The organism is Streptomyces sp. UF-297 (genome assembly GCF_058245575.1).
Genome location: NZ_JBSIBZ010000030.1, coordinates 47588 through 65764, shown reverse-complemented (window position 1 = coordinate 65764; position 18177 = coordinate 47588). Strand labels below are relative to the sequence as shown.

18 protein-coding genes and 1 pseudogene are annotated in these 18177 nt (G+C 71.4%); 9 read left to right on the top strand and 10 right to left on the bottom strand.

Annotation, left to right across the window (positions count from 1 at the left end; genetic code table 11):
• Window positions 1-31 precede the first annotated feature (31 nt).
• Window positions 32-343 carry a DUF2563 family protein gene (locus AC4IJH_RS19155; protein ID WP_490852976.1) on the bottom strand — a complete coding sequence of 104 codons (312 nt, stop codon included), beginning with the start codon at window positions 341-343 and terminating at the stop codon, window positions 32-34.
• 342 nt (window positions 344-685) lie between these two features.
• Window positions 686-967, bottom strand: coding sequence for an SCO4848 family membrane protein (locus tag AC4IJH_RS19150; protein ID WP_490852975.1), 282 nt, complete (start codon window positions 965-967; stop codon window positions 686-688).
• 10 nt (window positions 968-977) lie between these two features.
• Here AC4IJH_RS19150 and AC4IJH_RS19145 point away from each other — a divergent pair, with 10 nt between their 5' ends.
• Complete coding sequence (locus AC4IJH_RS19145; RefSeq protein ID WP_490852974.1) at window positions 978-2417, top strand: D-alanyl-D-alanine carboxypeptidase family protein; 1440 nt, start codon at window positions 978-980, stop codon at window positions 2415-2417.
• Here AC4IJH_RS19145 and AC4IJH_RS19140 read toward each other — a convergent pair.
• The 4 genes from AC4IJH_RS19140 to AC4IJH_RS19125 are packed head-to-tail and all read right to left on the bottom strand — an operon-like array spanning window position 2320 to window position 5424.
• Window positions 2320-3360: a YihY/virulence factor BrkB family protein gene (locus tag AC4IJH_RS19140; protein WP_490852973.1), complete on the bottom strand. Its 1041-nt coding sequence runs from the start codon at window positions 3358-3360 to the stop codon at window positions 2320-2322. The two genes, AC4IJH_RS19145 and AC4IJH_RS19140, sit on opposite strands and share 98 nt — an antisense overlap.
• 9 nt (window positions 3361-3369) lie before the next feature.
• A complete protein-coding gene (locus AC4IJH_RS19135) occupies window positions 3370-3849 on the bottom strand; it encodes a GtrA family protein (protein ID WP_490852972.1) in 480 nt (159 codons plus the stop codon).
• Window positions 3850-3860: 11 nt separating this feature from the next.
• Complete coding sequence (locus AC4IJH_RS19130; RefSeq protein ID WP_490852971.1) at window positions 3861-4841, bottom strand: decaprenyl-phosphate phosphoribosyltransferase; 981 nt, start codon at window positions 4839-4841, stop codon at window positions 3861-3863.
• Window positions 4834-5424, bottom strand: a complete 591-nt coding sequence (locus AC4IJH_RS19125) for a phosphatase PAP2 family protein (RefSeq protein ID WP_490852970.1) — start codon at window positions 5422-5424, stop codon at window positions 4834-4836. The genes AC4IJH_RS19130 and AC4IJH_RS19125 overlap by 8 nt, the downstream gene beginning before the upstream one ends.
• A gap of 289 nt (window positions 5425-5713) precedes the next feature.
• Here AC4IJH_RS19125 and dprE1 point away from each other — a divergent pair, with 289 nt between their 5' ends.
• Window positions 5714-7099, top strand: a complete 1386-nt coding sequence (dprE1, locus tag AC4IJH_RS19120; RefSeq protein ID WP_490852969.1) for a decaprenylphosphoryl-beta-D-ribose oxidase — start codon at window positions 5714-5716, stop codon at window positions 7097-7099.
• A gap of 70 nt (window positions 7100-7169) precedes the next feature.
• Complete coding sequence (gene dprE2 / locus AC4IJH_RS19115) at window positions 7170-7925, top strand: decaprenylphospho-beta-D-erythro-pentofuranosid-2-ulose 2-reductase (protein WP_490852968.1); 756 nt, start codon at window positions 7170-7172, stop codon at window positions 7923-7925.
• 148 nt (window positions 7926-8073) lie between these two features.
• On the opposite strand, the gene AC4IJH_RS19110 is transcribed toward dprE2, so the two are convergent.
• Both AC4IJH_RS19110 and trpS read right to left on the bottom strand, forming a co-directional pair.
• Entirely contained in the window at window positions 8074-8655 is a 582-nt protein-coding gene (locus AC4IJH_RS19110; RefSeq protein WP_490852967.1) for a 2'-5' RNA ligase family protein, read from the bottom strand.
• A 170-nt stretch (window positions 8656-8825) separates the two neighbouring features.
• Entirely contained in the window at window positions 8826-9839 is a 1014-nt protein-coding gene (gene trpS / locus AC4IJH_RS19105) for a tryptophan--tRNA ligase (protein WP_490852966.1), read from the bottom strand.
• Between the two features lie 100 nt (window positions 9840-9939).
• Between trpS and AC4IJH_RS19100 the strand changes: the two are divergent.
• The 3 genes and pseudogenes from AC4IJH_RS19100 to AC4IJH_RS19090 form a co-directional block, all read left to right on the top strand.
• Window positions 9940-10509: pseudogene (locus tag AC4IJH_RS19100) on the top strand (RNA polymerase sigma factor); the annotation flags it as partial.
• A 226-nt stretch (window positions 10510-10735) separates the two neighbouring features.
• Window positions 10736-11572: a hypothetical protein gene (locus AC4IJH_RS19095; protein ID WP_490852965.1), complete on the top strand. Its 837-nt coding sequence runs from the start codon at window positions 10736-10738 to the stop codon at window positions 11570-11572.
• 455 nt (window positions 11573-12027) lie between these two features.
• On the top strand, window positions 12028-13041 hold the full coding sequence (locus AC4IJH_RS19090; protein ID WP_490852964.1) for an SDR family NAD(P)-dependent oxidoreductase: 1014 nt from the start codon (window positions 12028-12030) through the stop codon (window positions 13039-13041).
• A gap of 423 nt (window positions 13042-13464) precedes the next feature.
• Here the strand turns inward: AC4IJH_RS19090 and AC4IJH_RS19085 are convergent, their stop codons facing one another.
• Window positions 13465-14031: a PadR family transcriptional regulator gene (locus AC4IJH_RS19085; protein WP_490852963.1), complete on the bottom strand. Its 567-nt coding sequence runs from the start codon at window positions 14029-14031 to the stop codon at window positions 13465-13467.
• A gap of 146 nt (window positions 14032-14177) precedes the next feature.
• Here AC4IJH_RS19085 and AC4IJH_RS19080 point away from each other — a divergent pair, with 146 nt between their 5' ends.
• Together AC4IJH_RS19080 and AC4IJH_RS19075 are read left to right on the top strand one after the other, a co-directional pair.
• Entirely contained in the window at window positions 14178-14642 is a 465-nt protein-coding gene (locus tag AC4IJH_RS19080) for a nuclear transport factor 2 family protein (protein ID WP_490852962.1), read from the top strand.
• Window positions 14643-14697: 55 nt separating this feature from the next.
• Window positions 14698-15318, top strand: a complete 621-nt coding sequence (locus AC4IJH_RS19075; protein ID WP_490852961.1) for a GNAT family N-acetyltransferase — start codon at window positions 14698-14700, stop codon at window positions 15316-15318.
• Window positions 15319-15419: 101 nt separating this feature from the next.
• On the opposite strand, the gene glyA is transcribed toward AC4IJH_RS19075, so the two are convergent.
• Window positions 15420-16688: a serine hydroxymethyltransferase gene (gene glyA, locus AC4IJH_RS19070; protein WP_490852960.1), complete on the bottom strand. Its 1269-nt coding sequence runs from the start codon at window positions 16686-16688 to the stop codon at window positions 15420-15422.
• Window positions 16689-16958: 270 nt separating this feature from the next.
• Between glyA and rocD the strand changes: the two genes are divergently transcribed.
• Window positions 16959-18173, top strand: coding sequence for an ornithine--oxo-acid transaminase (gene rocD, locus AC4IJH_RS19065; protein ID WP_490852959.1), 1215 nt, complete (start codon window positions 16959-16961; stop codon window positions 18171-18173).
• Window positions 18174-18177 lie beyond the last annotated feature (4 nt).

The window sequence follows — 18177 nt, the reverse complement described above, 5'->3', positions numbered from 1 at the left end:
CGTGTGCGTCCGCAGCCTCGGATCCGGAAGGTCAGCCCCGCATCGAGGACTTGGCCGCCTGTTCCTGGTCCTCGTACGCACCCCGGCTGCGCTCGGTCTTCTCGCCGAACTCCCGGATCAGGTCCTGGAGCGCGGTGACGACCTGTGTCATGTAGGCCTGCATCTTGTCGTGCGCGCTGCCGAGCTTCTCGGCCTCGTTGAAGGCCGACCCGAACGCCGACTTCGGGATCGTCGTGCTGTACTTCACCTTCTGGCTCGGCTCGTCCATTTCGCCCTGCAAACCCTTGAGTTTGCGGACGACGGTGTCCAACTCGCCCAGATCAACCCGGTATTGCTCGCCCATTGACGCCCTCCCCCGTTCCCCGCAAAGACGGTAGACGCTAGGGGGCGGCGGGCGGATTACGCAAGGGCGATAGTTTCCGATTGTCCGGCCTGGGAGTGGAATCGGGCGCGGTTTTGTCGATGCGCTGTTACCGAGGGGGTGTTCGGCGACTGTTTCCTCAACTCCCTTGTGCGGGAGGAGATGCGTAAACCGTCCCGGCGGTCGAATCCGAGAGAGGGGCGGAATTCAGCCAGGTGGGAAGAGCGCGGGGCGGCGGCAGGGGCACGGGGGCCTCGCCGCCGCCGGCGCGGGGGTGAGATGCGGCACCCGGGGGTGCGGCGGGGGCGGGGGTGGCGGCTGGACTCAGGCCGCGGCAGAGGAGTCGTCGCGGGTCACAGCGGGGGTGGCCGCCCGGCGCAGGGCGCGTACGCCACGGAACCCGATGACCCCGATCACCGTCCCCAAGAGAAAGGAAGTCGCCGCGAGCAGCAGATGCACCCAGAAGTAGGCGGTCGGGTCACCCGCGTCATCGAAGGCGAGACCGCTCCCGTCCTTCACGAGGTTTTTGACGAAAGTGATCCAGATGAACCAGCTCCAGACCCCGAAGGCGAGCAGGAACCAGGACACGGGTCGCGAGAGCTTCATGGAGGACAGTATGGGCAGCCGATCCGCCCGGCCTTCGTCCGGGGCACTCTTCCGTGGGGCGCTGTCGGAGCGCTCGACGGCGCCCGGTACGTTCACCGACGTGCCGACGAAATCTCCCGCATCTCCCACATCGCCCGCTTTCTCATCCGTACGCCTCCTCGCGCGCTCGACCCGTACGGCTGCCGCTGTGACCTGCGCCTCTCTGGTGCTCTCGCCGCTGCTGCTGACCGTCCCCGCGTACGCGGACGAGAAGGATCCCAAGGATCCCAAGAGCGGACAGGCCGGCCAGCAGGACGGCAAGGGTCAGCAAAAGGATGACAAGGGCCGGCAAAAGGCCCCGCTGCCGCCCGCCAAGATGTCGAGGGTCGGCGGTGAACGCCTGGGGCAGCCCGGGACGCAGGTGCAGCTCAAGGCGGGCGCGCCCAAGCTGCCCGAGGGCATCACGGCCCGCTCCTGGATCGTCTCCGACGCCGAGTCCGGCAAGGTGCTGGCCTCGCACAACGCGCACTGGCAGCTGCCGCCGGCCAGCACCATGAAGATGCTGTTCGCCGACACGGTGCTGCCGAAGTTCCCCAAGGACCAGAAGTACAAGGTCAAGGCCACCGACCTGCAGGGGCTGGGCTCCGGCAGCAGCCTGGTGGGCATCAAGGAGAACCTGACCTACACCGTCCACGACCTGTGGCTGGGCGTCTTCCTGCGGTCCGGCAACGACGCGGTCTACACGCTCTCCGCGATGAACGGCGGCCGCGACAAGACCGTGCAGGAGATGAACAAGCACGCCCGCGAGCTGAACGCGAACGACACCCACGTCGTCTCCCCCGACGGCTACGACGCCCCCGGCCAGGTCTCCAGCGCGTACGACCTCACGCTCTTCGCCCGCTCCGGCCTGCAGAACGCCGACTTCCGGGAGTACTGCTCCACGCCGAGCGCCAAGTTCCCCGGCCTGGAGGGCAAGGACGGCAAGCGGGAGGCCTTCGGCATCCAGAACACCAACCGCCTGCTGGTCGGCGACCACGACGTCAAGCCGTACGAGGGCATCGCGGGCGTGAAGAACGGGTCCACGACCAACGCGGGGGCCACCTTCACCGGCGTCGCCCAGCGCGGTGACCGCAAGCTGCTGGTCACGGTCATGAACCCGGAGAAGAAGGAGCACAACGAGGCCTACAAGGAGACGGCCAAGCTCTTCGACTGGGGCTTCGCGGCGGCGGACAAGGTCGAGCCGGTGGGGCGGCTGGTCGGCCCGCGCAGCGAGGAGGGCGACGCCGCCAACCCCGAGCAGCACGACAAGAACACGCAGGCCGCGATGGACGCGGGCGAGGGCGGCGCCGGCGGGGTGTGGGCCGCGGCCGGCATCACGGGCGGTGCGCTGGTGGTGCTGGGGGCGCTGGCCTTCCTGGTGCACCGTCGCTGGCCGCTTCCTGAGCTGGTGCGCCGCCGCTCGGGGAAGTGACCTCGGCCTCCGGCCCACCCTCCCTGCCCGGCTTGTTCGCCTTGTCCGGTACGCCCGACGCGCCGTCCGTGTCCTGCGTCTCTGCGTCCTGCGTCTCCTTGTCCTGCGTCGCCGTCCAGGAGGCGCAGAACACCAGCAGCTTCGCGGTGAAGTTGATCCACAGCAGCAGCGCGATGGGCGTACCGAAGGCGCCGTACATGCTCTTGGCCGCGACGTCCTTGAGATAGCCGCTCAGCAGCAGCTTGAGCAGCTCGAAGCCGACCGCGCCGATGAAGCCCGCCACCACGACGGCGCGGCGCGGCGGGTGGGCGCCGGGGAGCCTGGTGAGGATGTACGCGAGCATGAGGAAGTTCGCGAGTACGGCGATGCAGAAGGCGGCAGCCGAGAGCAGCACGCTCCCGGCGCCGCCCTTCTCCAGTCCGATCGCGTCGGCCACCTTGCCCACGGCGGCCGAGGCGAAGCCCGAGGCGGCGAGGGAGAGCAGCGCGACGCCGCCCAGGCCGAGCAGCAGGCCGCCGTCCTTGAGCTTGTTGACGAAGAAGTTGCCCTCCTCGTCCTCCTTCTCCCATACGGCGCGCAGGCAGTCGCGCAGTGACTCGATCCAGCCGATGCCGGTGAACAGCAGCGCGGCACCGGCGATCAGTCCGACGGTGCCCGCGTTGTCGACGAGCCCGGCGAGGTCGAGCTGGCCGGAGATGCCCGGGATCTGCTCGGCGACCTTCTTCTCCAGGTCGTGCACCTGCTGCTTGCTCAGCAGGGCCGCCGCGCTCGCGGCGGCCACGGTGAGCAGCGGGAAGAGCGCGACGAAGCTGGTGAAGGTGATCGCGGCGGCGAGCCGGGTCCAGTGGACGCGCTGCATACGTTCGTAGGCGCGCCACAGGTGGGTACGCATCAGCCAGGCGACCGCGGGGCCGATCACCGGAAGCTTGGTCAACCAGTCCATGGCCTTCCCTTACCCTTCCTCCACCTTCAACACCTTTTGATGGTGTTGGTCCCTCATATGGGTGATCGTGGGGCGGAACACCAGCGTGCGAGTACCCCAGAACCGCAGACACGTCGCCAGTGCCATGCCGATGCCCGCGCCGGAGACGGCGTCCGCGCGCGGAGAAGTGAAGCCGAGGCCGTAGTGGGAGACGGCCAGGCAGCCGAGCTGGACGAGGGCGCCGGCGGCGTTCACGCCGAGGAAGACCCCGTACTGCCGCATCCGGCCGGGTCCGCTCGTACGGCCGCGGTAGGCGCCGAGCGCGTTCCCGGCGTAGGCGACCGTGCAGCCGGCCAGGAAGGAGAGCGACTTGGCGGTGATCGGGCCGAGCCCGGCCGGTCCGCGCAGCCAGAGGAAGAGCGCGAGGTCGACGGCGTACGCGCAGAGTCCGGCGAGGGCGAAGCCGAGGACTTCGGTGGCGAGGGGGCGTCCGGCCCGGGGGCTGTGCACGGCCGCGCTCCTCACACGTCCGCGACGGCCATGCCGTACAGCGCCGCCCAGACCAGCCCGATGACCAGCAGCGGGCGGTCGCGCAGCACCACGTCCTCGGGGGCGCCCGCGGTGCCCCGGTCCGCGAAGACCGCGTAGCGCAGTACGGCCAGGATGAAGGGCACCATGGACAGCTGCCGCCAGGGCAGCACGCCCACGCTGGTGCCGCCGCTCTCCAGCGCCCACAGGCAGTACGCCAGCACCGCGCCGCCCGCCGCCAGCTGCCACACGAAGCGCAGATATCCGTCGCTGTATTCGCGCAGCAGCGCCCGCGTCTCGCCGCGCGCCCCGCCGTCCTTCCCCGCCATCTGGAGGGCTTCGGAGTAGCGCTTGGCGGCCACCATGAACAGCGCCCCGAAGCCCGCCGTGATCAGGAACCAGCGCGACAGCGGGATGCCGAGCGCCAGCCCGCCGGCCATCGCGCGCATCAGGAAGCCGGTGGTGACGACGAAGAGGTCCAGCACCAGGACGTGCTTGAGGCTGATGCAGTAGGCGAGCTGCATGAGGATGTAGCTGCCGATGAGGGCCGCGGTGGCGGTGTTGCACAGCACGGCCGCGGCTGCCGGGACCACTACGGCCAGCAGCCCGCCCACCGCATAGGCGACGGGTACGGGGACCTCGCCCGCCGCGACCGGGCGGCGGCACTTGTCGGGGTGCGCCCGGTCGGCCTCCGCGTCCCGGGCGTCGTTGATGAGGTAGACGGCGGCCGCAGCGGCGGTGAACAGGGCGAAGACGAGGACGAGTTGGACGGCGGTGCGCTGCCGCAGCAGCTCGCCCGCGGCGGCCGGGGCGGCCACGACCAGCAGGTTCTTGACCCACTGGCGGGGCCGGGCGGTGCGCAGCAGCCCCAGCGGCAGTCCGGCGGCCCGCGCGCGCCAGGTGGGCGGCGTGGCGGGGAGGGCGGCGGGGGTGGGGCGGGGCGGCTCCTCCAGGAGCGCGGTGCGTTCAGCCACGGCGGCCGCCCGGTGCGGTGATCGGTGCGGTGATCGGTGCGCAGGGGGCCGCGTGCATCCAGGGCGCGCCGATACGGGCGGTCAGGGCGCCCAGGGCCGCGCCCGCCAGCACATCGCTCGGGTAGTGGACGCCGACCACCATCCGGGAGACGCACATGGCCGCGGCCACTACGGGCAGCGCGGCACCGGCCGGGGCGAGGGCGCCGAGCGCGACCGCGGCCGCGGCGGCCGAGGCGGCGTGCGAGCTGGGGAAGGAGTGGGCGCCCGCGGTGCGTACGAGGGGGGCGCGGCGGGCGGGGAGGTGGGGGCGCGGGCGGCGTACGGCCCGCTTGACGGCCATGCTCGCCAGGTGCGCGCCGCAGATCAGCGCGGTGCCACGGAGCCAGGCGGCCCGGCGGCGCCGGTCGGCCGCCGCGCCCGCCAGCCCGGCGGCGATCCACAGCGCGCCGTGTTCGCCGCTGTGGGACAGGGCGCGGGCGACGGCGGCGATCCGCGCGTCGGCGCCGCAGTCGCGCAGCGCCACGAGCAGCCGGCGGTCGAGCCCTTCGGGGGCGTACGGGGGCAGTGGGGGCTGCGGTGACACGAGAGATGGCAGGGGCCGCGAAGGCAGGGGGGACAGCGGGGACAGCGTGCTCAAGCGGAGGTCACCTCAATCCGGTCGGTGCGGCCGGGCCAGTGCGCTTCGTTCGGTTTCGCCGGTGCGCTGGGTTCCGTTTCACGCGGGCGGGTGTCACCACCGGCCACCTCCGACTCTCACCGGCCTTCGGCCGACTTCCCGGCCAATTAGCCCAGGCACCCCATTAATCACCCTTTCCGGCTAGGAATTTGACAAGAGCTGCATTACCCACTTTCACGGCATTACGGTCACTGCCATGTCCTATGCCGCCACCCCCCGGCCGCCGGCCCCGCCCCGCGACACCACCGCCCCCGTGACCGGCTGGGGCCGCACCGCCCCCACCACCGCCCGCCTGGTCCGCCCCGGCTCGTACGAGGAGGCGGCAGCGGCCGTACAAGGCTGTGGCGCCCGCGGCGGCATCGCCAGGGGCCTGGGGCGCTCCTACGGCGACGCCGCGCAGAACGCGGGCGGCACGGTCTGGGACATGACCGGCCTGGACCGCATCCGCTCCATCGACGCCGAGGCGGGCGTCGTGGTGTGCGACGCGGGCGTGAGCCTGCACCGGCTGATGGCGGTGCTGCTGCCGCTGGGCTGGTTCGTCCCGGTGACGCCCGGCACCCGGTACGTGACCGTCGGCGGCGCCCTCGGCGCGGACATCCACGGCAAGAACCACCACGTCAGCGGCTCCTTCTCGCGGCACGTGAAGTCCCTGGAGCTGCTCACGGCCGACGGCGAGGTGCGCACCGTACGGCCCGGGAGCGACCTGTTCGACGCGACGGCCGGCGGCATGGGCCTGACCGGCGTCATCCTCGGCGCGACCGTGCGGCTGCAGCCGGTGCGCACCTCCTTGATGTGCGTGGACACCGAACGCGCCACGGATCTGGACGACTTGATGGCACGGCTCGCCGCGACCGACCACCGCTACCGCTACTCCGTCGCCTGGATCGACCTCCTGGCGCGCGGGGCGGCGCTGGGCCGCGCCGTACTGACGCGCGGCGACCACGCGCCCCTGGAGGCACTGCGGGGCCGCGCCCGCCGCGCGCCCCTGGACTTCCGCCCGGGACAGCTCCCCGCGGCGCCCCGCTTCGTCCCGGAGGGCCTGCTCAGCCGCGCCTCGGTCACCGCCTTCAACGAGCTCTGGTACCGCAGGGCGCCCCGCCGCCGCACCGGAGAGCTCCAGAAGCTCGCCGCCTTCTTCCACCCCCTGGACGGCATCCCGCACTGGAACCGGATCTACGGGCGCAGCGGCTTCGTCCAGTACCAGTTCGTCGTCGGGTACGGCCAGGAGGAGACCCTGCGCCGCATCGTGCACCACATCTCCCGCCACGGCTGCCCCTCCTTCCTCGCCGTCCTCAAGCGCTTCGGGGCGGCCGACCCGGGGTGGCTGTCCTTCCCCTGTGAGGGCTGGACGCTGGCCCTGGACATCCCCGCCGCGCTGCCCGGCCTCGGCCCCTTCCTGGACGGGCTCGACGAGGAGGTCGCGGCGGCGGGCGGCCGCGTCTACCTGGCCAAGGACTCCCGGCTGCGGCCCGAGCTGCTGGCCGGGATGTACCCGCGCCTGGAGCGCTTCCGCGCGCTGCGCGCCGAGCTGGACCCGCGCGGGGTCTTCGCCTCGGACCTGGCCCGCCGCCTGCGGCTGTGAGCCCGCACCCGCCCACGGCCCCTCCGTACGCCACCGCTCCGTACGCCACCGCCTCTGAAGGGAAACCACCATGAAGGACGCATTCGGCAGCCCGCAGTCCCTCCTCGTCCTCGGCGGCACCTCCGAGATCGCCCTGGCCACCGCCCGCCGCCTCGCCGCCCGCCGCACCCGTACGGTCTGGCTGGCCGGCCGCCCCTCCCCCGCCCTGGAGGAGGCCGCCCAGCAGCTGCGCTCGCTCGGCGCCGAGGTCCGTACGGCGCCCTTCGACGCCCTGGAGACCGACACCCACGAGGAAGTCCTGGGCAAGATCTTCGCCGAGGGCGACATCGACATGGTGCTGCTGGCCTTCGGCGTACTGGGCGACCAGGCCCACGACGAGGGCGACCCGGCCGCCGCGGTCCGCGTGGCCCGCACCAACTACACCGGCGCCGTCTCCTCGGCCCTGATCTGCGCCCGGGCGCTGCGCGGCCAGGGCCACGGCTCGCTGGTCGTGCTGTCCTCGGTGGCCGGCGAGCGCGCCCGCCGCTCGAACTTCATCTACGGGTCGAGCAAGGCGGGCCTGGACGCCTTCGCTCAGGGGCTGGGCGACTCGCTGTACGGGTCGGGTGTCCACGTCATGGTCGTACGCCCCGGTTTCGTACGGACCAAGATGACGGCCGGAAGGGAGCCCGCCCCCCTGGCCACCACCCCGGAGGCGGTCGCCGAAGCGGTGGAGCTGGGGCTGCGGCGGCGCACGGAGGTGGTGTGGGTGCCGGGGGCGCTACGGCTGGTGATGTCGGCGCTACGGCATGTGCCGCGGGGGGTGTTCCGGCGGCTGCCTTTGTGAGCGCGGGCACGAGGTGCGGGCTGCTGGGGGGGGCGTACTGCTGCGGGGCCGGGGGTACCACTACGGGCTGCGGCGGCGTGCCACTGCGGACGCCGCTCGTCGTACGGAGGTCGTACGGAAGTCGTACGGAAATGGGCGGCGGCGCCGCTCAGCAGGAGGGCGCCGGCGGGCGTGAAAGATCCACCTGCCGGGGGACCCCCGCGACAGGCGCACCGAAGGGGTACTCCCGCTCCAGGCGCCACACCCCGTCCGCGCCCTGCTCGTAGAGCGCGAAGGCGCCGATCGTCCAGTCGGCCCGGAAGTCCTTCAGCTCCGTCTGGGCCCGGTCCATCGCCTCTTCGGAGATGCCGTGCGCGACGGTGACGTGCGGGTGGTACGGGAAGTGCAGCTCGCGGGCGCAGGGCCCGGAGGCGGCGCGTACCCGCTCCTGGAGAGCCGCGCAGCCCGCCTCGCCCTCGACGACCTTGACGAAGACGACCGGCGAGAGCGGGCGGAAGGTGTCCGTGCCCTCCAGGCGCAGGCGGAACGGCCGGAAAGCTGCGGCGACCTCGGCGAGGTGGTCCTCGATGCCGGGGAGGTCGGCGGCCTGGACCTCCGTCGGCGGGAGGAGGGTGATGTGCGTGGGGATGCCGTGTGCGGCAGGGTCCCCGAAGCCCGCGCGCTCCTTCTGCAGGAAGCTGCCGTACGGCTCCGGGACCGCGATCGAAACGCCGAGCGTTACGGTCCCCACTGCGTTCTCCCTCCTGAAGCTGCCAGTTGTCCCGGGTGCCAGTGTGCCGGGTGCGCCGCGTTCGCGGCGAGCGTCCTCGGTCCTTTACGGACAGGCCCAACGGCCCCCGCCGACGGGGAGCCGGGCCGTGTGTGCGGTCAGACCTTGATCAGTACGTGCTCGGTGCCCGGTCAGTGCTTGGCGGGCAAGAAGCCGATCTTGTCGTATGCCGAGGCCAGCGTCTCCGCGGCGACCGCGCGGGCCTTCTCGGCCCCCTTGGCCAGGATGGAGTCCAGCGTCTCGGGGTCGTCCAGATATTCCTGCGTACGGTCCCGGAAGGGTGTGACGAAGTCGACCATCACCTGGGCGAGGTCGGTCTTCAGGGCGCCGTACATCTTGCCCTCGTACTGCTGCTCCAGCTCGGGGATGGTGGTCCCGGTGAGGGTGGAGTAGATGGTGAGCAGGTTGGAGACGCCCGGCTTGTTCTCGGCGTCGAAGCGGATCACGGTGTCGGTGTCGGTGACCGCACTCTTGATCTTCTTCGCGGAGACCTTGGGCTCGTCCAGCAGGTTGATCAGGCCCTTGGCGCTGGAGGCCGACTTGCTCATCTTGGCCGACGGGTCCTGCAGGTCGTAGATCTTCGCCGTCTCCTTGAGGATGTACGGCGCCGGCATGGTGAAGGTCTCACCGAAGCGGGCGTTGAAGCGCTCGGCGAGGTCGCGGGTCAGCTCGATGTGCTGGCGCTGGTCCTCGCCGACCGGGACCTGGTTGGCCTGGTAGAGCAGGATGTCGGCGATCTGCAGGATCGGGTACGTGAACAGGCCGACGGAGGTGCGGTCGGTGCCCTGCTTGGCGGACTTGTCCTTGAACTGCGTCATGCGGCTGGCCTCGCCGAAACCGGTGAGGCAGTTCATGACCCAGCCGAGCTGGGCGTGCTCGGGGACGTGGCTCTGGATGAAGAGGGTGCAGCGCTCCGGGTCGAGGCCGGCGGCCAGCAGCTGGGCGGCGGCGATCCGGGTGTTCTGGCGCAGTTCCTTCGGGTCCTGCGGCACGGTGATCGCGTGCAGGTCCACCACCATGTAGAAGGCGTCGTGCGACTCCTGCAGGGCCACCCACTGGCGTACGGCGCCGAGGTAATTGCCGAGGTGGAAGGAGCCGGCGGTGGGCTGAATGCCGGAGAGCACACGCGGACGATCGAGAGCCATGGGACTCATTGTCTCAGGTCCGGAACCTGTCCCTGCCGCGCGGTGTATGAACACTGTGAGGCTGATGGAGGGGGACCTCGTCGCGGGGGCCGAGAAGGAGATCATCGCGCGTGTACGAGCCGGTGAGGCCGAGGCGTACGCGGAGCTGATGCGCGCGCACATGACCATCGCGCACCGCACCGCGGTGCTGCTGGGGGCGGGTGCGGACGCTGAGGACGTGGTGCAGAACTCCTTCGTGAAGGCGTATCTCGCGCTGGGGGCATTCAGGGAAGGGGCGTCGTTCCGGCCGTGGCTGCTGCGGATCGTCGCCAATGAGACGCGCAATGCCGTGCGCTCGGCGCAACGGCTGCGCACGGCGGTGGGGCGCGAGGCCCTGCTGACCGGGCTGGGCCGAAAAGCCGAGCCGCCGATACCGGAATCCGCGGATCCGGCGGTGGCAGTGGTCGCGGGCGAGCGCCGGGAGCGGCTGTTGGCCGCCCTGGACAAGCTGAGCGAGCCACATCGCCGCGTGGTGACCTGCCGCTATCTGCTGGATCTGGACGAATCGGAAACGGCCGAAACGCTGGGCTGGCCGCGCGGCACGGTCAAGTCCCGGCTGAACCGGGCCCTGCGCAGACTGGAGAAGCTGTTGGGGGACGGGGAGCCCATCGGGGTGGGGGCCGAGGAGAGGTACGGGGAGAGGGCCGGGGGAAAGTCGATGAAAGCGGCCGGGGAGGCGTTCGGGGAGCTCGGGAAGGCGTCCGGGGAGAAGGCCGGGGAGGCGTTCGAGGGGCCCGGGGAGGCGTCCGGGAAGACGGCCAGGGAGGCGTCCGGGGAGAAGGCGGGGAAGGCATCCGGGGAGAGAGCCGGGAAGACGTTCGGGGAGATGGCGGGGGCGGGGGAAGGGGGTGGGAGCGATGGCGAGGAATGATCGCGAGCGCGACGAGCGGCTGCCGGAGGAGCTGCGGGAGCTGGGGCGCGGGCTGGGCGGTCCGCCGGTGGACGGCGAAACGGTCGTCGAGCGGGTGCTGGCCGACATAGTGGCCGCACGGTCGCGGGAGGGCGACGCCTCCGCGTCATCCCCCGCGCCGCATCACCGGGGATTCCCCGGCCGGGCCGGTCGGCTGCGCGCCCTCTGGGCCCGTGTCCGGCGGCGGAAGCGGGCGCTGGCCGCTGGCCTGTGCGGACTGGTGGTCCTGCTCGCCCTCACCCCGCCGGTGCGCGCCGCAGTCGTGGAGTGGTTCGACTTCGGCGGTGTCGAGGTGCGGTACGACCCCTCCGCCCGGCCGCCGGGCAGCCCGCAGCCGCCGGAGTGCGGAGAGCTGTCGGCGCAGGCAGCGGCCCGTAAGGCCGGACTCGACGCGGTCGCGCCGCGCGGCGTGGACGCGTTCGAGGGCGCGGCGGTGTCGGCGGACGGCCAGGTCCTGTCGCTGTGCTGGCGGGGCGAGGACGGCAGGCGGATACGGCTCGACCAGTTCCCGGCGGCCCTCGACCCGGCCTTCGCCAAGCTGACCCCCGTCCCGCACGAGTGGCTCTCGGTAAAGGGCGCCATCGCCCTGTGGTTCCCCGAACCACACCGCCTGGAGTTGAAGTTGACATCCCTGGAAGGCCGGGAGCGCTCCGTCACGGTCCGCCCCGCAGGCCCCACGCTCGTGTGGGAGCACTCCGCCTCGCTCACGCTACGGCTGGAAGGGGTGCCGTCCACCACGGACGCCATACAACTCGCCGAGTCCGTCCGCCGATTGGGAACCTGAACGGGCCGGGCGGTGTATCAGAGGCAGTCGGAGCGGAAAGCCGCACCACCGAACCTCCGGAGGCCCCCGTGCGCAGGCGAACCCCACCCCAGCTTCATCGGCAACAGCACCCTCACCCTCCCCATACGCCTGAACCCGCAGGCCTGAACGACCTCGGCAGGCGTGCCGAAATCCGGTGCCCTTCCAAGCCCCGTCAGGGGCGCGGGGCTGTGTCGCTATGCGGCTCCGCCGCGTGGGCGCGACCAGCCCCCACCGGCCTGCAGGTTCATCACCGCACGCCCAGCGGATCACCCAGCCGCGGCGAGCGATGGCGCACGCGGTATCGGCGGGGTGTCGGCGGCGGACAGCCCCCGTCGACGCGGTGTCGGTCGCGTGTCGGCAGCCGCTGCGACCTTGTACGTGGCCGATGCCGGTCACCATCCGCAGCAACCACCCCGACCTTCAAGGAGCTTGCCGTGTCACCCAGAGTTCAAACGCCCCGCGACAGCCGGACCCGGCCGTGGGACGTGCACCGGCTTCCGCGTGCCGACGGCAAGAGCTTCCTGGTGACCGGGGGCAATGCGGGGATCGGGTACTTCGTCGCCGAGCAGCTGGCCCGTACCGGTGCCACCGTCGTCATCGGCAGCCGCGATGCGGCGAAGGCCGGGGCGGCCATGGCGTCGATCCGTTCCCGTGTACCGGGGGCGGCGCTCCGCCACCTTCCGCTGGACCTCGCCGACCTGCCCTCGCTCGGGGCGTGCGTGGACAGGCTGCGGCTGGACCGTCTGGACGCGGTCGTCCTCAACGCCGGTGTGCTGCTCGATCACCCCAGGCGGCGGGAGACCCGAGCCGGTCATGAGCTGATGTTCGCCACCAATCACCTGGGGCACTTCGCGCTGACCCACTGGCTGATGCCGCTTCTCGCGGCCGCACCCGCCGCCCGCGTCGTGACCACCGGCAGCCTCACCGCGAAGTCCGAGCGACTGGACCCCGACGACCTCCACAGCACGCGCGACTACCTGCCCAAGCGCACCTATGCGCGCTCGAAGCTGGCCCAGATGCTCTTCGGCTTCGAACTCGACCGGCGTCTGCGCGCCGCCGACGCCACAACGCTGAGCGTGGTGACCCACCCCGGTGGCGCGCTCGACTCCCTCACCCCGTCCCGCCCGCCTGTCCACGTCCGCACCACCGGCGAGCTCCTGCACGGTCTCCCGGCCGGGCTCCTCCTCCAGGGCAAGGAGGCAGCCGCCTGGCCCGCCGTCCGCGCAGCCCTCGATCCGACCGTGACCGGTGGCCGGCTCTGGGGCCCCAGAGTCTTCGGCCTACGAGGCAGACCGAGACTCGAGCCCGTCCCGGACCACATGGCCGACACCACGGCCGCCGCCCACCTGTGGGAGGCCAGCTGCGCCCTGACCGGCATCGCCCCGGCCGCGTACGGGCAGTCCGGCCCGGTCCCGTGCGGAAAGGAGTCTTTCGTGCCCTCTACCTGAACTGAGACGGGCGACAGGACGGCAGGGCAACAGGACGGCAGGGCAACAGAGCGGCAGGGCAACAGAGCGGCAGGGCACTGAAGGTGCGCTGGACAGTGCACTGGTCTGGGCCCCCGACGACCCGCGGCTCCCCGAACTCGCCGACGCCGTACGGCCCTGGGGCGCCCGGCGGTCCGGCGGCCCGGAAGCCCGCCCATCAGCAGCCCCCGCCCGGCACGCCCGCCCTCGTATACGCCCATGCCACCGCCGCCCGTGCCACCACCGTGCATGCCCCGCCGTGCATGCCCACCCTCGTGGACGCGCATGGTGCCGCCGTGACTTCGGCGTGGCGGCGCCGGATGGAGTGATGGAGTGATGGAGTTGGTGCCCTACGGGCCGCAGGGTGATTGCCGTACGCGCAGAGGTGAATGTCGAACTTGCCGTCTACAGCGAGTGGTTGAGGGAGCGGGTGCGCAGGATGTTGGCGGTTTGATGGCACCAGGTGCGGTTGCCCTCTTCGAAGGCGAGGCCGCGGAGGCAGGTGAGGTAGGGGCCGATGCGCTCGCCGTGGCGGAGGAAGTCCTCCTCGGTCCGGCGGCCGCGCATCTGACGCAGCAGGGCGCCGAACAGTTTGATCTTCGCGTCGGCGAAGGTGGCCCGCTCTTCAAGTTGGGCGATCAGTTCCTCGGCGGGGAGGTGGTCGGCGGCCTGGACCTTCACCAGCAGGTCGTCGCGGATGACGGAGGGCTTGGAGGTGGCGGCAGCGAACCGTTCCAGTTCGGCGAGGCCGGGCTCGGTGACCGTGAACAGGCGCTTGTTGGGCCGGGTGTCCTGCACCACTTCGCGGCCGGCGACCAGCCTTTCCTTCTCCAGCTTGGCCAGCTCGGCGTACAGCTGCTGCGGGAGGGCGTGCCAGAAGTTCGCCACGCCCACGTCGAATGCCTTGGCCAGCTGGTATCCGCTGAGTTCCTCGTCCAGCAGCGCCGCGAGTACGGCATGCCGCAAAGCCATGAGACCCCCTCCCTCGCCTGCGCCCGCCCACCGCCTCTTCTGCTTCTACCTCTTCCGGTCGGGCGCGACGCCATGGTACTCAAGAAACTGACTAGTCACTTTCTTGAGTATGTGGAGTGCTGAAGCACTGGAGCGCTGGAGGAACTGTGATGTCTGCCGATCGCTTTCGTGAGGCCGTCGAACGCCGTGATCTCGCCCTGCTGGAGGGCCTGTTCACCGAGGACGTCCGCTTCTACAGCCCGGTGAAGTTCACGCCGTTCGAAGGCAGGCCGATGGTGCTGGGCCTCTTCGGCGTACTGCTGCGTACCTTCGAGGACTTCCGCTACATAGGGCACTTCGACGGTACGGCCGAGACCAGCACCGACGGCACCGAAGCGGCCTCTGCCGTCCTGCCCTTCCGGGCCACCGTGCGGGGCCGGCAGATCCATGGCATCGACCTGCTGCAGTTCGACGAGGCCGGTCTGATCAAGGAGTTCACGGTGATGGTCCGCCCGCAGTCGGCCGTGCACACACTGGGTGAGGCGGTGCTGGCCGGACTGGTCGCCGACGGCCTGGTCCCGGCGCCGTCACCGGAACCGTCACCCGAACCGACTGCGGCACCCAACGCCTAGCGGGCCGGGCGCAATTCGGATGTGGTGCGCGGGTGCCGCGTGATAGGTGTCCGGCATGGACGATCTTGTGACCGCGCGGCTCGTGCTGCACCCGCTGAGCCCCGCCGAGGCGACACGTCTGCTGGCGAACGAACCGGACGGCAGTGTTCCGTGGGCACCCGGCTATCCCGCCGAAGACGATCTGGCCGGGGCCCGGCGGTTCCTGACGGCGTGCGCGGGCCCCGGCGATCCCCAGCCGTTCGGCCCGTACGAGATACGGCGCCGCGAGGACGGGCACGCGATCGGCGGCCTGGAGTTCCACGCCACCCCCGACGAGAACGGCAGCGTCACCATCGGCTACGGCCTGGTCCCGGCCGCACAGGGCCAGGGCTACGCCTCCGAGGCGGTACGCGAACTCCTGCGCCTGGCAAGGGCGCTGGGCGTGACCCGCGTCAAGGGCGACGCCGACCTCGACAACACCGCCTCGCAGCACGTCATGACGGCCGTCGGCATGCGCTGGGTCGCGGAGGACGAGCGGGTGAGGTACTACGAGATCGCCTTCGAGGACGACACCGACACCCTCCCGGGCAACGGCGAAAAAGCCGAAGTCGACGCCCTCCCGGGCAGCTTCGAAACAGCCGAAGCCCACACCCTCCCGGACGCCCCATCGAGCCCCACCGAGCCCAATCGCCGGTAAACCCCGCCCCTCCGTGTCCGGCAGCCCGTCACCCGCGTCCGGCCCTGCGTGAAGCCCGGACACGGCCGTTCAGCCGCTCGTCCGCTCGGCAGCTCGGCCGTTCAGCCGCTCAGCCCCGGTGCCGGAAATGCCGTCATCAGGTCGGCCACCTCTGCGCGGATCTTCGTGAGCGTTTCCTCGTCGCCCGTGCCCGCCGCTGCCACGCCCCGGTCGATCCAGTCGGCGACCAGTGGCATGTGGTCGGTGCCCAGGCCGCGGGAGGTCAGGGACGGGGTGCCGATGCGTACGCCCGAGGGGTCGAAGGGCTTGCGGGGGTCGAAGGGGACGGTGTTGTAGTTGACGACGATGCCGGCCCGGTCCAGGGCCTTGGCGGCCACCTTGCCCGGGACGTCCTTGGGGGTGAGGTCCATCAGGATCAGGTGGTTGTCGGTGCCGCCGGAGACCAGGTCGAAGCCGCGTGCCAGCAGCTGTTCGGCCAGGGCCCTGGCGTTGGCGACGACCGCGTGCGCGTAGTCGCGGAAGGCGGGCTGGGCGGCCTCGTGCAGGGCGACGGCGATCGCGGCGGTGGTGTGGTTGTGCGGGCCGCCCTGCAGGCCGGGGAAGACCGCCTTGTCGACCGGCTTGGCGAAGGACTCGCGGGACATCAGCATCGCGCCGCGCGGGCCGCGCAGCGTCTTGTGGGTGGTGGTGGAGATGACGTCCGCGTGCGGTACGGGGGAGGGGTGCGCGCCGCCCGCGACCAGCCCGGCGATGTGCGCGATGTCGGCGACCAGGACGGCGTCCACCTCGCGCGCGATCTCGGCGAAGGCCGCGAAGTCGATGGTGCGCGGGACGGCCGTGCCGCCGCAGAAAATGATCTTCGGCCGTTCCTTGAGGGCCAGTTCGCGGACCTGGTCGAAGTCGATACGGGCGTCCTTCGCCCGTACGCCGTACTGCACTCCGCGAAACCACTTCCCGGTCGCCGAGACGCCCCAGCCGTGGGTGAGGTGGCCGCCCATGGGCAGCGACATGCCCAGCACGGTGTCGCCGGGCTCGGCGAAGGCGAGGTAGACCGCGAGGTTGGCGGGCGAGCCGGAGTACGGCTGGACATTGGCGTGCTCGACGCCGAAGACCGCCTTGGCGCGGTCGATCGCCAGGCGCTCGACGAGGTCGATGTTCTGCTGGCCCTCGTAGTAGCGGCGGCCCGCGTAGCCCTCGCTGTACTTGTTCTGCAGCACGGTCCCGGTGGCCTCCAGGACCGCCGCGGAGACATAGTTCTCGGAGGGGATCAGCCGCAGGGTGTCGGCCTGGAGCCGCTCCTCGGCGCCTACCAGGGCGGCGAGTTCGGGGTCCGCTGCGGACAGCGCGGGGTGGGAAAGGGGAAGCGTCATGGCGTCCTCCGGGGCGATCGGTGATGGGTCCGGTCGTGGTCCCGGGGTGCCGAGGGGGTCCCCCCGGTCGAGCGCAGTCGAGAGTGGGGGAGGGCGGCACCTCGTGGGCGGGTTGCCGCACACCGCTTCCTCGGGGTCCGTTCCCCGTACGCCAGTCGCGGTGCGCAAGGCCAGTCTAACGGGGGCTGTGCGGCGCAAGGTTTCATCGCATACCGTCCGCCCAACGGTAGAAATGCCGTCGGATCGCCCGCATAGCGAACGGAGTCAATGGTGACGCCCACGACGCCCACGGAACGCAGCATCGCCGCCGCCGAGGCCCACAGCGCGCACAATTACCATCCGCTCCCCGTCGTGGTGGCCTCCGCCGAGGGCGCCTGGATGACCGATGTCGAGGGGCGCCGCTACCTCGACATGCTGGCCGGGTACTCGGCGCTCAACTTCGGTCACGGCAACCGCCGGTTGCTCGACGCCGCAAGGGAGCAGCTGGAGCGGGTCACCCTCACCTCGCGCGCCTTCCACCACGACCGCTTCGCCGACTTCTGCGCCCAGCTCGCCGAGCTGTGCGGCAAGGAGATGGTGCTGCCGATGAACACCGGCGCCGAGGCGGTGGAGACGGCCGTGAAGACGGCCCGCAAGTGGGGTTACCGCGTCAAGGGCGTGCCGGACGGGCAGGCGAAGATCGTCGTGGCGGACAACAACTTCCACGGCCGGACGACCACCATCGTCTCCTTCTCCACCGACCCCGAGGCCCGCGCCGACTACGGCCCGTACACCCCCGGCTTCGAGATCGTCCCGTACGGCGATCTGGCCGCGCTGGAGGCGGCCGTGGACGAGAACACGGTCGCGGTGCTGCTGGAGCCGATCCAGGGCGAGGCGGGTGTGCTGGTGCCGCCGCCCGGATATCTGCCGGGCGTACGGCAGTTGACGCGCGAGCGGGGCGTGCTCTTCATCGCGGACGAGATCCAGTCGGGGCTGGGGCGCACGGGCCGGACCTTCGCGTGCGAGCACGAGAGCGTGGTGCCGGACGTGTACGTCCTGGGCAAGGCGCTGGGCGGCGGGGTCGTACCGGTCTCGGCGGTGGTGGCCTCCTCGGAGGTGCTGGGCGTCTTCCGGCCCGGCGAGCACGGCTCGACCTTCGGCGGAAACCCGCTCGCCTGCGCGGTGGCACTGGAGGTCATCGCGATGCTGCGCAGCGGCGAATACCAGCAGCGGGCAACAGAGTTGGGCGAGCATCTGCACAGCGAGCTGCGGCTGCTGGTGGGCGGCGGCGCGGTGGACGCGGTGCGCGGGCGCGGGCTGTGGGCGGGCGTGGACATCAACCCGGCCCACGGGACCGGCCGCGAGATCTCGCACAAGCTCATGGACCGGGGCGTCCTGGTCAAGGACACCCACGGCTCCACGATCCGGATCGCGCCGCCGCTGGTGATCAGCAAGGAGGACCTGGACTGGGGGCTGGACCAGCTGCGGTCCGTACTGGGCGCCTGAGTCC

Coding starts and splice junctions, on each gene's coding strand:
- AC4IJH_RS19085 (WP_490852963.1), bottom strand. CDS start 14,031: ATGGCTTTGCGGCATGCCGTACTCGCGGCGCTGCTGGACGAGGAACTC.
- AC4IJH_RS19145 (WP_490852974.1), top strand. CDS start 978: ATGGGCAGCCGATCCGCCCGGCCTTCGTCCGGGGCACTCTTCCGTGGG.
- AC4IJH_RS19140 (WP_490852973.1), bottom strand. CDS start 3,360: ATGGACTGGTTGACCAAGCTTCCGGTGATCGGCCCCGCGGTCGCCTGG.
- AC4IJH_RS19155 (WP_490852976.1), bottom strand. CDS start 343: ATGGGCGAGCAATACCGGGTTGATCTGGGCGAGTTGGACACCGTCGTC.
- AC4IJH_RS19150 (WP_490852975.1), bottom strand. CDS start 967: ATGAAGCTCTCGCGACCCGTGTCCTGGTTCCTGCTCGCCTTCGGGGTC.
- trpS (WP_490852966.1), bottom strand. CDS start 9,839: ATGGCTCTCGATCGTCCGCGTGTGCTCTCCGGCATTCAGCCCACCGCC.
- dprE1 (WP_490852969.1), top strand. CDS start 5,714: ATGTCCTATGCCGCCACCCCCCGGCCGCCGGCCCCGCCCCGCGACACC.
- dprE2 (WP_490852968.1), top strand. CDS start 7,170: ATGAAGGACGCATTCGGCAGCCCGCAGTCCCTCCTCGTCCTCGGCGGC.
- AC4IJH_RS19095 (WP_490852965.1), top strand. CDS start 10,736: ATGGCGAGGAATGATCGCGAGCGCGACGAGCGGCTGCCGGAGGAGCTG.
- AC4IJH_RS19075 (WP_490852961.1), top strand. CDS start 14,698: ATGGACGATCTTGTGACCGCGCGGCTCGTGCTGCACCCGCTGAGCCCC.
- glyA (WP_490852960.1), bottom strand. CDS start 16,688: ATGACGCTTCCCCTTTCCCACCCCGCGCTGTCCGCAGCGGACCCCGAA.